This window comes from Modestobacter muralis (assembly GCF_010682105.1).
GTDB classification, from domain to species: Bacteria; Actinomycetota; Actinomycetes; order Mycobacteriales; family Geodermatophilaceae; genus Modestobacter; species Modestobacter muralis.
Genome location: NZ_JAAGWH010000013.1, coordinates 158,943 through 173,094, shown reverse-complemented (window position 1 = coordinate 173,094; position 14,152 = coordinate 158,943). Strand labels below are relative to the sequence as shown.

Genomic DNA, 14,152 nt, shown 5'->3' with positions numbered 1-14,152 from the left:
GGAGGGGCATGTCCACCTCCCGCGCGGCGGACGGCCGCCTCGACAGTCGTCCGCACGACGTCCGCACCGCGGCGCCGCCCCCGCCCGGCGTGACCCGCCTCGACCTGGGGCCCGGGGCGGAGGCGCTGCTCGCCGTCCCGCCAGGTGACGCCGCGCCCCGGCCGTTGCTGGTCTTCCTGCACGGCGCCGGCGGCTCGGCCGAGGACGCGCTGCGGGCCGTCGGCGACCTGGCCGCCGCCCGCGGGGTGCTGGTGCTCGCGCCGACGTCGGCCGCCGCCACCTGGGACCTGGTCCACGGCGGGCTGGGCCGGGACGTCGCCGTCCTGGACGCCGCCCTGGACGCGGTGTTCGCCGGCTGCGCGATCAGCCGGGTCGCGCTCGGCGGGTTCTCCGACGGCGCGTCCTACGCGCTGAGCCTGGGGGTGGCCAACGGCGACCTGGCCGACACGGTGCTCGCCTTCTCCCCGGGCTTCGTCGCCGCCCCGGGCCGGTTCGGCCGGCCGCACTTCTGGATCGGCCACGGCACCGACGACCGCGTGCTCCCGATCGACCGCTGCGGGCGCCGGGTCGCCGCGCAGTTGCGGGACGACGGCTACGACGTCCGCTGGCACGAGTTCGACGGCGGCCACGTCGTGACCCCGGACCTGGTCACCACGGCGCTGGACTGGTGGCTCGGCGACCGCACCGAGGGGTGACCGCCCCGGGGCCCGGTGGTGGCCGGGCCCCGGGGGACGCCGCCGGGTCAGACGGTGTCGGTGGTGGTGAGCTCGACCCGCTCGCGGCGCACCTCGTCGGTCACGACGGTGTCCTCGGTGACCCACGAGGTGGCCAGCCGCACCCGCTCGGACGGCACCCGCTCGACGGTGACCCTGGGCTCCTCGGTGTAGAGGGTCACCCAGCCGGTGCTGCTCGTCGAGCGGTCGCGGCCGCCGACGGCGCCGTCGGTCAGGCCGCCGTTCGTGCCCCCGGTGTGCGTCGTGATCGGGAGGTGGTCGATCCGGGCGCGCTGGCGGGTGACCGTCACCGGGACCATGACCTCCTCGGTGAACTCCTCGATCCGCAGCACCGCCCGGGTCCACGGCTCGACGACCGTGTCGACCCGGATCTGCTCCTCGGAGAGGGTCATGCCGGTGTCGTCGAGGGTGCCGACGGCGGTGCGCGGCGGCTGCTGGGTCGTGTCGTGGGTGAGCCCTGCGGACGTGCCCCGGGCAGACGTGCCGCTGTAGTGCTCGCGCAGCATCGTCTCCTCGGCCGGGGTGAGCCGGTCGGGCTGGGCGATCCGGGGCGCGGACTGCACCGCGTCGGCGGAGACGGTCAGCCGCAGCCGACCGTCGGACAGCGCGCTGCCGGTGACCGGCGCGATCACCGGCACCTCGTCGCTCTGCGGGGCGGCGTGCTGACCGCTGGTCAGGCCCACCCACGTGGGCTGACCGGTCACGTCGTCGAGGAAGACCGTGGTGATCGTGCCCACCGGTCGTCCGTCCCGGTCGTCTGCGGTGGCCCCGATGACTGGGGGCTGAGTCGGGTCACTGGTCATGCCTGTGATTGATCCGGAAACACCCCGTCTACACATCCCCGGGCGCGTCGGCGGCGGATCGTCACCGCCTCGCGGCGTACCGTCCTGCGACCGTGTCTCCCTCCGCCGCACCCGAGACCACCGCCCCCGATCCCGTCCTCGCCGCCGAGCGCGCACACCTCGCCCGCGCGGCCGTCTGCCTCGGCCGGATGCGCACCGCGGCGGTGTCGGTGACCGACGCCGGCGTCGACGCCTGGGCCTCCGAGCGCCTCGGCGCCGCCCGCGCCCAGCGGCTGCTCTCCCTGGCCGCCGACCCGGGTGTGCCGGTGTTCTTCGGCCGCACCGACGGCACCGCCGAGGCCGGGCCGGACGGGGCGCCGGAGACCTTCCACATCGGCCGGCGGCACGTCCGCGACGACGCCGGCGACCCCGTGGTCATCGACTGGCGGGCGCCGATGAGCCGGCCGTTCTACCAGGCCAGCGCCGCCGACCCCCAGGGCGTGGCCCGCCGTCGCCGGTTCGGCTTCGCCGCCGGCGAGCTCACCAGCTACGAGGACGAGCGGCTGGCCGAGGGCGAGGACGACGGCGGTGCCGGTGAGCTGCTGCGGGCGGAGATCGAGCGCCCGCGCAGCGGCCCGATGCGCGACATCGTCGCCACCATCCAGCCCGACCAGGACGACATCGTCCGGGCGCCGCTGACCGAGTCGATCTGCGTCCAGGGCGCGCCCGGCACGGGCAAGACCGCCGTCGGCCTGCACCGGGCCGCCTACCTGCTCTACACGCACGGCGACCAGCTGGCCCGCACCGGCGTGCTCGTCGTCGGTCCGAACAAGGCGTTCCTGCGCTACATCGAGCAGGTGCTCCCCGCGCTCGGGGAGGTCGAGGTCGACCAGGCCACCGTCGCCGACCTGACCGCCCGGGTGACCGTCCGCACGCAGGACGCCCCGGACGTCGCCGTCCTCAAGGGCGACCCGCGGATGGCCGAGGTGCTGCGCCGGGCGCTGTGGAGCGGGATCCGCAAGCCGGTGGACTCGGTGCAGGTCAGCCTCTCCGGGAAGAAGTACCGGATCGGTGAGGAGCGGCTCAAGCGGTTCGTCGACGACCTGCGCCGGGCCGGCACCAGCGGGGTCGACGCCGCCCAGCTGGTGCACTACGCCGCCGGCCGGGAGCGGCTGGCGATGTCGCTGGCCGAGTACGCGCGCCGGCTCAAGGAGGCCGGCGGCGGCAGCCCCACCGACGCCGAGACCCGCCGGTGCGCCCGGAGCGCCGAGGTGCGCGCCTTCTGCGACGCCGTCTGGCCGGCCGTGGACGCCGCAGGGCTGGTCGCCTCGCTGTTCTCCGACCCCGAGGTGCTGGCCCGGGCCGCGCGCGGCGTGCTCACCGAGGAGGAGCAGGCGCTGCTGCACTGGCCCGTGCTGCCCCGGTCGGTGAAGAGCGCCCGGTGGACGCCGGCCGACGCCGTCCTGGTCGACGAGGTCGCCGGGATGCTCGAGCGGACCCCCGGCTACGGGCACGTGATGGTCGACGAGGCCCAGGACCTCTCCCCGATGGAGTGCCGCGCGGTCGCCCGCCGGCTGGGTGCCGGGTCGCTGACCGTGCTCGGTGACCTGGCCCAGGCCACCAGCCCGTGGGCGGCGCAGGACTGGGCGCAGACGCTGGCCACCCTGGGCCGCCCGGAGACCACGGTGCGCCCGCTGACCCGGGGCTACCGGGTGCCCGGGGAGGTGCTGGACCTCGCCAACCGGCTGCTGCCGACGATCGCGCCGGGGCTGGGCGCGGCGACCGCCGTCCGCCGGGACCCCGGCGCCCTGCGGCTGCGGCCGGTCACCACCCTCGCCGGACCGCTGGCGTCCGTGGTGTCCGAGCTGGCGACGACGGAGGGCTCGACCGGCGTGGTCTGCGCCGACGCCGCGGTGCCGCACGTCGTCGCGCTGCTGACCGCCGCCGGGCTGGACGTCGCCGCGCTCTCCGACGACGGCTCGGAGCCCGCCCGGGTCGCGGTGGTGCCGGCGACGCTGGTCAAGGGCCTGGAGTTCGACCACGTGGTGGTGGTCGAGCCCGCCGCGATCGTGGCCGCCGAGCCGCGCGGGCTGCACCGGCTCTACGTCGTCCTCACCCGGGCGGTGAGCAGCCTCGTCGTCCTGCACCGCGAGCCGCTGCCCGACCAGCTCGCCGGCTGAGCAGCCCGGCGTCCCTAGGCTCAGGGGATGGCCCCCTCCCTGCGCGAGACGCTGCGTGCTCCTGCGGCCCCCGTCCGGCTGCGCGAGATCGACCCGCGGTCGACCCCGCTGGTGCCGGGGGAGAAGGAGCACACCCGGGAGGTGGCCGTCGCCGAGGGACGCCGGCTGGCAGAGCTGCAGGAGCGGCTCTACGCCGAGGGCGTCACCGGCGGACGGCGGCGGGTGCTGCTCGTGCTGCAGGGCATGGACACCAGCGGCAAGGGCGGCGTCGTCCGGCACGTCGTGGGCGCGGTCCAGCCGCAGGGCGTCGCGGTCACCGGCTTCGGCCGGCCGACGCCGGAGGAGCTGCGCCACGGGTTCCTCTGGCGGGTGCGGCGCGCCGTCCCCTGGCCCGGGATGCTGGGCGTGTTCGACCGCTCGCACTACGAGGACGTGCTGGCCGGCCGGGTGCGGCAGCTGGCCCCGCCGCCGGTGGTCGAGCGGCGGTACCGCGAGATCGTGCGGTTCGAGCAGCACCTCGTCGACGACGGCGTGACCCTGGTCAAGGTGCTGCTGCACATCTCCCCGTGGGAGCAGAAGCAGCGCCTGCTCGCCCGGCTCGACGACTCCGCCAAGCGCTGGAAGTTCGACCCGTCCGACCTCGACGACCGCGCCCTGTGGCCGGACTACCAGCGCGCGTACGAGACGGTCCTGGAGCGCACCAGCACCGACGCCGCGCCCTGGTACGTCGTCCCGGCCGACCGCAAGTGGTACCGCAACTGGGCGGTGGGCCGGCTGCTGCTGGAGACCCTCACCGACCTGGACCCGCGGCTGCCCGAGCCCTCCTACGACGTGGCCGAGCAGCGCGACCGGCTGATCGAGGAGCACCCGCTCAGCGACTGAGCGCGGGCGCTCCCCGGCGCAGCCGTTCGTCGATCGCCTCGGTGAACAGCCACCCGGCGATGAGCACGAACTGCAGCATGAACAGCCAGAAGCCGACGGCGACCACCCCGCCGACGACGGTCAGCCCGCCGAAGGGGGCGCCGAGGTCCAGCGGAAGGGCCAGGAAGAGCACGAAGCCCTGCAGGAACCCCGACAGCGAGCCGGCCGTGAACAGCGCGCCGACCAGGACCGCCCGCCAGCGCAGCCGCCCGGCCGCGACCACCCGGAACACCCACACCAGCGGCAGGGTCAGGGCGAACAGCACCGAGTAGTAGCCGGCCGAGAAGCCGCCGAGGGTCGCACCGAACCCGGGGGTCTCGGAGAGCCGGGCCAGCAGCCGCCCGACCAGGAGCAGCGGGTAGAGGAGCAGCGGCGCCAGCACCAGCAGCGGCAGCGACGCCAGCCGGCCGCGCCAGGCGGTGAACCGGTCGTGCGCGGGGCTGAAGCGCAGCAGCGCCCGGCGCACCCCCTCGCCGTAGAGGGAGATGGGCAGCAGCGTGAGCACCGCGCCGAGGACGCTCAGCCCGGTGCCGGCCTCGGCGAGCCGGGCGACCGCGGCGGGGGCGCCCAGCTCGGCCGGCAGCACCGACGCCAGCTCACCGGTGAGGGTGCGCACCTGGTCGGTGCCGGCGACCCAGCTGGTCAGGCCCAGCGAGAGCACGAGCGCCGGGACGACGGCGATGCCGGCGTAGAAGGTCAGCCCGGCGGCGATCAACGCGGTGTCCCGGCCGCGCAGCCGCTCCCGCATCGTCGCCAGCAGGCCGCGCGCCTCTCTCGCCACCTGCACGCGACCATGTGACCAGGTGCGGGCCGGTACCGCCCGCCAAGGCGGCTGTGAGTCCGCGCTCAGGTCAGGTCGCGGGCGAAGAAGAGGGAGTGCGTGGCGTCCTGGTCGCCGACGTAGTGGCCGAAGGCGCCGACCGGCACGTAGCCGGCCGCCGTGTACAGCCCGATCGCCTCCGGCTGGCGGGGGCCGGTCTCCAGCCGCAGCGTGGTCCAGCCGCGGGCGAGCGCCTCGGCCTCCAGCCCGGCCAGCACCAGCCGGGACACCCCGCGGCCCCGGGCGGCGGGGACGACGTACATCCGCTTGACCTCGGCCGCGCCCGGCTCCAGCGCCCGCAGCGCGCCGCAGCCCACCGGCGACCCGTCGTCGTCCCGGGCGACCAGGACGACGGCGACGTCGTCGGCCGACGGGTGGACGCCGGGCTCGCCCTTGCCCTCGTAGCGGGTCCGCAGCTCGTCCTGCTGGGCGGTGGTGAGCTGCTGCACGACCGGGTCGTCCCAGGCAGCGGGGGAGAGGCTCGGCACGACACCGATCATGGCGGGCCGGGGTGGACCTCCTGCAACAGCCCCCAGACGAACTGCGCCCGCACCGGGCCGACGGTGACCTCCCAGCGGCTGGTGACGCCGGGGTCGACCTCCCGGGCGCCGGGCAGCACGGCGACGTCGCCCACCACGTGCTCCCACACCCGCAGGTCGTCCGGGGCGGCCGCGGGCACCGGCGAGCCCGCCGCCCGCACGAGCTGCTCGGTCAGCAGCGGTCCGCCGGGCACGGAGACCACCTCCCAGCGCAGGTGCGGCCACAGCGGCAGCGGCCACCGCCGGACGGTGAGGGACACCTCACCCCAGCGGCGCTCCTCACACTCGTCGGCCGGACCGAGGACGGTGGCGTACCGCGACACGCCGTGCGGGCCCGTCGCCGAGTGCTGCAGCGCCTGCCAACGGCGGTGCGCCGCGCGGGCCTCCGCGCGGTCGGCGGACAGCCGGGGCAGGGCGTCGGTGACCAGGTCAGGCCGCAGATCGGCCATCCGGCGCAGCAGCACGAGGCTGAACTCGCGCCGTCCCAGGCCCCACATCCGGCGAGCCTGTCACGCTCGGTGAGCGTGTCCTGGCACACGCCAGGAGTTTCTGCACAAATTGCGCCCGACCGTTTGTCATCTCCCGATCACACGCTTACGGTGGGCGGCGGTCCGGACGGGCACCTCAGCCCCCTCCCGGGGAGCGACCGCCTGGACCGCCGCCGAACCACAGCGGCCCGTGCAGCACTGCGGGCCAGTGGACCGGGGACCCACCGCAGCACTGGGGTGAAGCTCCGCGCGACCCGTACGGGCCGTGTGGTGCCGGGCGTCTTCCCGCCCGAACCCGTCAGCTAACTCGGTAGGCGGCGAGTGGAAGAAGGGAAACACCCGCCTCACATGGCGAGTTCGCTCAGCTCTGCCCGCCGCCGTTCCACGGCGGCCGTCCTGATCGCGCTGGCCGCCGCCGGTGTCGTCTCCCTCACCTCTCTTCCCGCGTGGGCCGCGCCTGAAACGCCGGCCAGCTCGGAGGAGGCCGCGGCCCTGGTCGCCGCCCGTGGTCACGACCTCGAGGTCGTCACCGAGCACTTCAACGACGCCCGTGTGCAGCTGTCCGACCAGCAGGCCGCCGCCGCCCAGGCCGCTGCCGCGGTCGGCGCCGCCGACGCCGCGGTGGGCACCGCCCGCGAGAAGGTCACCGAGGTGGCGCGCAGCGCCTACACCGGCGACCGGCTGGACACCCTCCAGGCCATGCTGACCAGCACCTCCGCCGAGGAGATGATCGACCGCGTCGGCACGCTGGACACCATCGCCGACCACAACAACGAGGTCCTCGGGGCGGCCGAGCAGGCCACCCAGACAGCCGCGCAGGCCAAGGCCGCCGCCGACGCCGCCGCCGCCACCGCGCAGGCGCAGGTCGAGGAGGTGGCCCGTCAGCAGGCGGAGCTGCAGTCCGAGATCGACCGGTACAAGGCCGACCTCGAGCGGCTGAGCGCCGAGGAGCGCGAGCGGGCCCGCCAGCTCGCTGAGCAGCACGCAGCCGGCGCAGCCGCAGCCGCAGCCCGCGAGGAGGCGGCAACCCGAGCCGAGCCCAGCGCGTCCAGTGCTGCCTCGTCCAGTGCGACCGTCGAGCGGCCTGCCCCGGCGGCTTCCCGGGCGACCCGGTCCGCTGCTCCGCCTGCGGCCCCAGTCGCGGCTGCTGCTCCGGCACCCGTTGCCGTCGGCGGCAACGCCGTCCAGGCCGCTGTCGATGCGGCGATGGCCCAGCGTGGTGACCCCTACGTGTGGGCTGCCGCTGGTCCGGACTCGTTCGACTGCTCAGGTCTGGTCGCCTACGCCTACGCCGCCGCCGGCGTCTCGCTGCCGCACTCCAGCCGGCTGCAGGCCGCCTCGGGGCGGGCCGTCTCTCGCGGCGATCTGCAGCCGGGTGACCTCGTGGCCTACGGCAGTCCCGTCTACCACATCGGCATCTACATCGGGGACGGGCAGATGGTGCACGCGCCGACGTCCGGTGACGTGGTCAAGGTCTCCAGCATCGACGCGGTCGGTGCCATCACCGCCATGCGCCGCCTCGGCTGACCGAGGGCCTCGTCCTCCTCGCCCCGCGAGCTCGGGCGAGCCCCTGGACGAGGCCGGCACGAGTGCCCCGGTCGCCAGCCGGCGCCCGGGGCACTCGTGCGTGCGGGGTGTGCCCGCCGAGACGCACAGGGTCCGCGGGCAGGATGGGGGCCACCGACCGGACCACCCGAGGAGCCCCGTGCCCGCCGCACTGACCGACCCGCGCACCGTCGCCCGCACCTTCCGCGTCGTCGCCGTCGCCGAGGCGGTGACCTGGGTGCTCCTGCTGGCCGGGATGTTCGTCAAGTGGGTGCTCAAGACGTCCGAGGTGGGTGTCCAGCTGGCCGGCCCGGTGCACGGCGCCGTCTTCGTGGTCTACGTCGGGGTCGCCCTGCTGGCCTGGCGGGTGCTCCGCTGGACGCCGCAGACGGCACTCCTGGCCCTGGTGGCCTCGGTGCCGCCGCTGTGCACCGTCTGGTTCGAGCGCTGGGCGCAGCGCACCGGCCGGCTGCCCGTGGGGGAGACCAGGGCCGCCTCGGCTGGCTAGCCTCCGCACATGGCCGAACCGGTGCTCCCGTCCACCGCCCGTACCCTGCTGGCCCGCACCGCGCGGGTGCAGCGCGACGGCCGGGCGCCCAGCCTGCTCGCCGGGGTCGTCCGAGACGGCGGGCTGGCCTGGTCCACCGGCCGCGGTGAGGTCGCCGAGCCGCACGACGACGTCCAGTACCGGCTCGGCTCGATCAGCAAGACGGTCACCGCGCTGGTGGTCATGCGGCTGCGCGACGAGGGCCGGCTCGGGCTCGACGACCCGTTCGAGCAGCACGTCCCCGGCACCCCGCTCGGCGACCGCACCGTCGGCCAGCTGCTGTCCCACCTGGCCGGCGCCGGGTCCGAGAGCCCCGGCGGCTGGTGGGAGCGGGTGCCCGGCGGCACTCTGGAGGACCTCCGGCTGACCGGGGACGACGTCGTCCTCGGGGCGGCCCGCCGCTTCCACTACTCCAACCTCGGCTACGGCCTCCTCGGTGAGCTGGTCGCCCGGCACCGGCAGCGCCCGTGGGAGGACGTCGTCCGGGACGAGGTGCTCACCCCCCTGGGCATGACCCGGACGACGCCCCGGCCCAGCGGGCGCGCGGCGACGGGGTCGGCGGTGCACCCGTGGGCCGACGTGGTGCTGCCCGAGCCCGAGCACGACGCCGGGGTGATGGCCGCGGCCGGGCAGCTGTGGGCCACCCTGGCGGACCTGGCCCGGCTCGGCGTCTTCCTGCTCGGCGACACCGGGGACGTGCTGTCGCCCGCGACGCTGGAGGAGATGACGGTGCCCGCCGGCGTCGACCCCTCCGCTCCCGGCTGGTCGGCCTACGGCCTGGGCCTGCAGGTGCTCCGCGTGGACGGGCACACCCTGGTCGGGCACGGCGGGTCGATGCCGGGGTTCCTCGCCGGGGTCTTCGTGGACCGGGTCGAGCAGGCCGGTGCGGTCACGCTGGCCAACACCACCAGTGGCCTGGACCCGCTGGTGCCCGGGCTGCTGGCCGACCTGCGCGCCGCCGAGCCCCGCGTGGTGGAGGCCTGGACGCCGTCGGCCCCGCCGCTGCCGCTGGACCTGCTCGGCGTCTGGTTCTGGGGTCCGGCACCGCACGTGCTGCGCGCCCAGGCCGGCGGGCTGCTGCACCTCGGGCCGCTGCCCGGCCGCGGTGGGCGGGCCAGCCGTTTCGCCCCGCGCCCCGACGGCACCTGGGTCGGGTTGGACGGCTACTACGCCGGGGAGACCCTGCGGATCGCCCCCGACCACCTGGACCTGGCCACCTTCGTCTTCACCCGCACCCCCTACGACTCCGAGGCGCCGGTGCCCGGCGGGGTCGACGACGGCGGCTGGCAGGCGCCGGCATGACGGCGTCCCCCCGGCCCGTGGAGTCCCAGCGCGCGGGAGACGCACCCCTGGGACTCCACGAGGCGCCGCCCCGGCAGCGGGTGATCGGGATGCTGGGCGGGATGAGCTGGGAGTCCAGCGCGAGTACCACCGGCTGGCCAACGAGCTGGTGCGCGAGCGGCTGGGCGGCCTGCACTCGGCCCGGTGCGTGCTCGCCTCGCTGGACTCCGCCGAGGTCGAGCGGCTGCAGGTCGCCGGGGAGTGGGCGCAGGCCGGCGAGCTGCTCGCCCACGCGGCGCGGGGGCTGGAGGCCGCCGGCGCCGAGCTGCTGCTGATCTGCACGAACACGATGCACGAGGTGGCCGACCAGGTGCAGGCCGCGGTCGGGATCCCGCTCCTGCACCTGGCCGACGCCACCGCGGACGCGGTGACCGCTGCCGGCCTGGACACGGTCGGGCTGCTCGGCACCGCGTTCACGATGGAGCAGGACCTCCACCGCGACCGGCTGGCCGGGCACGGGCTGCGGGTCCTCGTCCCGCCGGCCGACGACCGGGCCGAGGTGCACCGGGTCATCTACGACGAGCTCTGCCTGGGCGTCGTCCGGGAGGAGTCGCGTGAGGTCCACCGCGGGGTGATCCGGCGGCTCGTCGACGCCGGTGCGCAGGGCGTGGTCCTGGGCTGCACCGAGATCGAGCTGCTCGTCGGCGAGGCCGACAGCCCGGTACCGGTCTTCCCCACCACGCGGTTGCACGTCGAGGCGGCGGTCACCGCCTCGCTGGCGGGTCAGCCGGCGGGGTAGAGGCCGGCCCCGTACTGCTCGCCGTGGTAGCGCTCCGCGGCGTCGGCTCGCCCAGTAGCTCGCGCAGCTCCGCCTCGGTGGTGATCTCGTCCACGCCGTCAGTCTGGTGCGTCCTGGAGTCCCAGCGCTCGGTAAACGCTGCGCTGGGACTCCATGACGCCTCAGTCGCGGTCGAACGCGGCGAGGGTGGCGTGGGTGACGGCGCCGTAGGCCAGGTGCGGGACGACGTCGCTGACCCAGTCGGTGGCCGACCAGGTGCGCGGGTCGGTGATGCCGAGGGCGGTCATCGGGCCGTTGGACCCGATCAGCACCGTGACGGTGCTCTGCGCGATGCCCACGAGCAGCGCGGGCCGGAAGCCGGCGGCACGCAGGAGGCCGGCGAGCACGCCGGCACCGATGCCCGCGGCCAGGCCGGTCAGCGGGCCGAGCCCCTGCACCCGGTTGGACCGCGTCTCCTCGTCACCGGGGATCTGCACGTGCACCTTCTCGGCGAGCGCCTCGACGGTCTGCTCGGGCGTGGAGCTGGTGCCCCGGCCGCGGAACGTCATGTCCAGGTAGGTGACGGCGTTGAGCGCCGTCGTCCCCGCCGCGCCGGCGGCCGCGCCGCGGAGCACCCACCCCAGCGTGCTGATCCCGCGCCTGCCCGTGCCTATCGTCCGGATCGGGGTCTGCTCAGCCATGACCGCCGCCTACCCGGGCCGCCACGCCGGGCAGACGGTGAGGTCAGTCGCGCGTCAGGACGACGACGGTGAGTGCCCGGCGGTCGGCCCGCCGCCCCGCGAGCGCGGCCAGGCCCCCGACGAGCACGGTCAGCCCGACGAGGCCCGCGACCAACCAGGCCACGGTGGTCGTCGAGCTGCCCTCGGCCATGCCGATGACCGGGCCGCTCGGCTGCTCGGGCACCGCGCCGCCGGTCAGCGCCTGCACCTCGGCGACCAGGTCCGCGTCGGCGGGGGCGGTGCCGCCGCACAGGCTGGCGGTCAGCCGGCCCTCCGGACCACCGGGCGGGTCGGTGGCGTGGACCAGGAACGGTCCGTCCCCGTCCAGTGCGAGCCCGCAGGACGCCGAGGAGTCCGCGGAGACCACCTCCTGCAGCGCCGACGCCGTCCCCTTGAGGAGGGTCTGCACGGCGAACACGTGCAGTGCCGGGTCGTCGCTGCCGACCACCCCCGGGACGGGGTGCAGCACCTCCCGGGACACGAGCGTGCCGGTGAAGACGACGTCGGCGCGCTCGACCTGCTCGGCGATCGACGCCGGCGCGCAGCTGCAGGCCGACGCCGCGGGGGCCACCACCCAGCCCGCGGTCAGCAGCACGAACGCACCGAGCACGAGGACCACCAGGCGGCGCACGCGGGCAGCGTCCTCCTCCCGGGGGTGTCCGCGCCAGCACCTGCTGCGCGTCGGCGTCCGGAAGGGGAGGCTCGCGGTGTGGACGACGTCGACCGGGTGCTGGAGCGGACCATCGACGAGCTGCTCGACCAGCGCCGTCCGGGCACCACCATCTGCCCGTCGGAGGCCGCCCGGGCGGTCGACCCCGAGGGCTGGCGGGAGCTGATGCCGGCGGCGCGCGCGGCGGCGGGCCGGCTGGTGGCGGCCGGTCAGGCCGAGGTCACCCAGCGCGGCGAGGTGGTCGACGTCGCGACCGCCCGCGGGCCGGTGCGGATCCGCCGGCCGCGCTGAGCGGGCTCAGTCCCCGGGGCGGGCGGTAGAGGCGGCGCGTTCGAGCAGCGGGGTCATCCGGTGGTCGACGAACCGCCGCAGCGCCAGGTTGGTGTCGGTGCGCTGGACACCGGGGACGGCCAGCAGCTGCTCGGTGATCCGCCACAGGTCGTCGGCGTCGACGGCCACCACCTGCACCAGCAGGTCCATGACGCCGGACAGTCCGACCACCTCGAGCACCTCGGGGATCGCGGCGAGCGACGCGGCGACGTCGTCGAGGCCGCGCTGGACCACCTGCACCGTGATGTAGGCCCCGAGCCGGTAGCCCAGGGCCTCGGGGCGGACCCGGCGCTCGAAGGGGTCCAGGACGCCGGCGGACTCCAGCCGGGCCAGCCGGGCCTGCACCGTGTTGCGGGCCAGGCCCAGTTGCTGGGCCAGGGCGAGCACCGTGCAGCGGGGGTCCTCGGAGAGAGCGAGGATCAGCCGTGCGTCGGTGGCGTCCAGCCGGGCGGTCACGGTGCTCAGTCTGGCATGCGTGGACGTCCTAGTAAGGGCGCGATGCGCACCACAGGGTGCGGTGGTTGCGCAGATCGACCAGTGGATGTTCTCCTGATGGACGGTCGGTGTGCTTCCATGGTGAGCTGCGCCACAACCAGCGTGGCCCCGGCCCCAACCGCGGGATCGCCGGTGTCCCTGGTGCGAGACGGCGAGGAGAGACCCCTGTGAGCGTGCTGTCCCGGACCACGGAGCTGGTCGACCCGGTACCGGGGGACGGTGCCCCGCACCTCCCCGACCAGCCCGACCTGGTGCAGCTGCTCACCCCCGAGGGCGAGCGCGTCGAGCACCCCGACTACTCCCTGGACGTCTCCGCCGAGGAGCTGCGCGCGCTCTACCGCGACCTCGTGCTCGTGCGCCGGTGGGACGTCGAGGCCACCGCACTGCAGCGGCAGGGCGAGCTCGGGCTGTGGGCCTCGCTGCAGGGCCAGGAGGCCGCGCAGGTCGGGGCCGGCCGGGCGATGGCGGCTGCGGACATGGCCTTCCCGACCTACCGCGAGCACGGCGTCGCCTGGACCCGCGACGTCGACCCGCTGCACGTGATGAGCCTGTTCCGCGGCGTCGACCAGGGTGGCTGGGACCCAGTGGCCACCCGCTTCAACCTGTACACGGTGGTCATCGGCGCACAGACGCTGCACGCCACCGGCTACGCGATGGGCATGCAGCGGGACGGCGCGGACGGCGCGGCCCTGGCCTTCCTCGGCGACGGCGCGACCAGCCAGGGCGAGGTCAACGAGGCGATGATCTGGGCGGCGACGTTCGCCGCCCCGGTGGTCTTCTTCTGCCAGAACAACCAGTACGCGATCAGCGCGCCGATCGAGCGGCAGTCCCGGGTGCCGCTGTTCCAGCGGGCGTCGGGCTTCGGCTTCCCCGGCGTGCGGGTCGACGGCAACGACGTCCTCGCCGTCCTGGCCGTGACCCGGGCCGCGCTCGCCGCCGCCCGCGAGGGCTCCGGGCCGACCTTCATCGAGGCGTTCACCTACCGGATGGGCGCGCACACCACCTCCGACGACCCGAGCCGCTACCGGCTGGCCAGCGAGCTGGAGGAGTGGGCGCTGCGCGACCCGATCGCCCGGCTCAAGGCGCACCTGGCGCGCACCGGGGCCGCCGACCGCGACTTCTTCGACGCCGTGGACGCCGAGGGCGACGAGCTGGCCGTGCGGATCCGCACCGGCACCCGGGAGATGCCCGATCCCGCCGGCACGGAGATCTTCGACCACGTCTACGCAGAGACGACGCCGGAGCTCGCCCAGCAGCGGGCCGAGTTCGTCGCGTACCACGCCTCGTTCGAGGAGGCCTGAC

Annotated in this window: 16 protein-coding genes and 1 riboswitch; of the genes, 9 read left to right on the top strand and 7 right to left on the bottom strand. The window is 75.5% G+C overall.

Annotated features, from left to right (window positions below):
• The first annotated feature begins 8 nt into the window (after nt 1-8).
• Entirely contained in the window at nt 9-695 is a 687-nt protein-coding gene (locus GCU67_RS04955; protein WP_163609961.1) for an alpha/beta hydrolase, read from the top strand.
• 47 nt (nt 696-742) lie between these two features.
• Here GCU67_RS04955 and GCU67_RS22695 read toward each other — a convergent pair whose 3' ends face one another.
• The gene (locus GCU67_RS22695; protein ID WP_163609960.1) at nt 743-1,471 is read right to left on the bottom strand and encodes a DUF2382 domain-containing protein; all 729 of its coding nucleotides are present in this window, start codon (nt 1,469-1,471) and stop codon (nt 743-745) included.
• A gap of 158 nt (nt 1,472-1,629) precedes the next feature.
• Here GCU67_RS22695 and GCU67_RS04945 point away from each other — a divergent pair, with 158 nt between their 5' ends.
• Complete coding sequence (locus GCU67_RS04945) at nt 1,630-3,696, top strand: HelD family protein (RefSeq protein WP_338104773.1); 2,067 nt, start codon at nt 1,630-1,632, stop codon at nt 3,694-3,696.
• A gap of 27 nt (nt 3,697-3,723) precedes the next feature.
• A complete protein-coding gene (locus GCU67_RS04940) occupies nt 3,724-4,578 on the top strand; it encodes a PPK2 family polyphosphate kinase (RefSeq protein ID WP_163609959.1) in 855 nt (284 codons plus the stop codon).
• Here GCU67_RS04940 and GCU67_RS04935 read toward each other — a convergent pair.
• The 3 genes from GCU67_RS04935 to GCU67_RS04925 are packed head-to-tail and all read right to left on the bottom strand — an operon-like array spanning nt 4,568 to nt 6,473.
• On the bottom strand, nt 4,568-5,404 hold the full coding sequence (locus GCU67_RS04935; RefSeq protein WP_338104772.1) for a YhjD/YihY/BrkB family envelope integrity protein: 837 nt from the start codon (nt 5,402-5,404) through the stop codon (nt 4,568-4,570). The two genes, GCU67_RS04940 and GCU67_RS04935, sit on opposite strands and share 11 nt — an antisense overlap.
• Before the next feature lie 59 nt (nt 5,405-5,463).
• Complete coding sequence (locus tag GCU67_RS04930) at nt 5,464-5,925, bottom strand: GNAT family N-acetyltransferase (protein WP_338104771.1); 462 nt, start codon at nt 5,923-5,925, stop codon at nt 5,464-5,466.
• A gap of 8 nt (nt 5,926-5,933) precedes the next feature.
• Nucleotides 5,934-6,473 (bottom strand): hypothetical protein, encoded by a 540-nt coding sequence (locus GCU67_RS04925; protein ID WP_163609957.1) that lies wholly within the window; start codon nt 6,471-6,473, stop codon nt 5,934-5,936.
• A gap of 152 nt (nt 6,474-6,625) precedes the next feature.
• Nucleotides 6,626-6,796: riboswitch (cyclic di-AMP (ydaO/yuaA leader) on the top strand.
• A 16-nt stretch (nt 6,797-6,812) separates the two neighbouring features.
• On the opposite strand from GCU67_RS04925, the gene GCU67_RS04920 reads away from it, so the two are divergent.
• The 4 genes from GCU67_RS04920 (at nt 6,813) to GCU67_RS04905 (ending at nt 10,636) form a co-directional block, all read left to right on the top strand.
• On the top strand, nt 6,813-7,991 hold the full coding sequence (locus GCU67_RS04920; RefSeq protein ID WP_163609956.1) for a C40 family peptidase: 1,179 nt from the start codon (nt 6,813-6,815) through the stop codon (nt 7,989-7,991).
• Between the two features lie 178 nt (nt 7,992-8,169).
• A complete protein-coding gene (locus GCU67_RS04915) occupies nt 8,170-8,517 on the top strand; it encodes a DUF3817 domain-containing protein (protein ID WP_163609955.1) in 348 nt (115 codons plus the stop codon).
• 9 nt (nt 8,518-8,526) lie between these two features.
• Nucleotides 8,527-9,858, top strand: a complete 1,332-nt coding sequence (locus tag GCU67_RS04910) for a serine hydrolase domain-containing protein (protein WP_163609954.1) — start codon at nt 8,527-8,529, stop codon at nt 9,856-9,858.
• Between the two features lie 148 nt (nt 9,859-10,006).
• On the top strand, nt 10,007-10,636 hold the full coding sequence (locus tag GCU67_RS04905; protein WP_338104770.1) for an aspartate/glutamate racemase family protein: 630 nt from the start codon (nt 10,007-10,009) through the stop codon (nt 10,634-10,636).
• A gap of 161 nt (nt 10,637-10,797) precedes the next feature.
• Here the strand turns inward: GCU67_RS04905 and GCU67_RS04900 are convergent, their stop codons facing one another.
• Both GCU67_RS04900 and GCU67_RS04895 read right to left on the bottom strand, forming a co-directional pair.
• A complete protein-coding gene (locus GCU67_RS04900) occupies nt 10,798-11,316 on the bottom strand; it encodes a hypothetical protein (protein ID WP_163609953.1) in 519 nt (172 codons plus the stop codon).
• Between the two features lie 43 nt (nt 11,317-11,359).
• Entirely contained in the window at nt 11,360-11,986 is a 627-nt protein-coding gene (locus GCU67_RS04895) for a hypothetical protein (protein WP_163609952.1), read from the bottom strand.
• A gap of 78 nt (nt 11,987-12,064) precedes the next feature.
• Here GCU67_RS04895 and GCU67_RS04890 point away from each other — a divergent pair, with 78 nt between their 5' ends.
• A complete protein-coding gene (locus GCU67_RS04890; protein WP_163609951.1) occupies nt 12,065-12,316 on the top strand; it encodes a DUF3253 domain-containing protein in 252 nt (83 codons plus the stop codon).
• Between the two features lie 6 nt (nt 12,317-12,322).
• Here the strand turns inward: GCU67_RS04890 and GCU67_RS04885 are convergent, their stop codons facing one another.
• Nucleotides 12,323-12,811 carry an Lrp/AsnC ligand binding domain-containing protein gene (locus GCU67_RS04885; protein WP_163609950.1) on the bottom strand — a complete coding sequence of 163 codons (489 nt, stop codon included), beginning with the start codon at nt 12,809-12,811 and terminating at the stop codon, nt 12,323-12,325.
• A gap of 206 nt (nt 12,812-13,017) precedes the next feature.
• Here GCU67_RS04885 and pdhA point away from each other — a divergent pair, with 206 nt between their 5' ends.
• The gene (pdhA, locus tag GCU67_RS04880) at nt 13,018-14,151 is read left to right on the top strand and encodes a pyruvate dehydrogenase (acetyl-transferring) E1 component subunit alpha (RefSeq protein ID WP_163609949.1); all 1,134 of its coding nucleotides are present in this window, start codon (nt 13,018-13,020) and stop codon (nt 14,149-14,151) included.
• Nucleotide 14,152: the final 1 nt, after the last annotated feature.